Raw genomic sequence first — 277 nt, 5'->3', positions numbered from 1 at the left:
TCGCGCCGAATTTGACTTACAAAAAATGAGAGATCGCCTTTTACAATTGGGGATCGATCCTGATTCTTTTTCCTAGCCCGCTTTTGTCACTCTGGGAAATTTCAACGATTTTTGCCATCATTTTCCCAGTCATAATCTATCGAGTTTCGCCGACGAGAGGCTGCACTGCTTGTATAATAGAATCAAAAGTATTGACTCTTTCTTTCTTTGAGGCAATGGTACAACAACTTTCTCCTCTAACCATCGAAGACAAAGTTCTCTATCCCGATAGCGACGG

Annotated in this window: 1 protein-coding gene; it reads left to right on the top strand. The window is 41.9% G+C overall.

Annotated features, from left to right (window positions below):
• Positions 1-83: 83 nt before the first annotated feature.
• Positions 84-277: hypothetical protein (locus JUI58_RS02760; RefSeq protein ID WP_204102217.1), on the top strand; the 194-nt coding region annotated here is incomplete at its 3' end.

Origin of the sequence: Spirulina sp. CCY15215 (assembly GCF_016888125.1) — a bacterium.
Lineage (GTDB): Bacteria > Cyanobacteriota > Cyanobacteriia > Cyanobacteriales > Spirulinaceae > CCY15215.
Note: the sequence above shows the minus strand (reverse complement) of the source record. Positions and strands in the feature narration are given on the sequence as shown.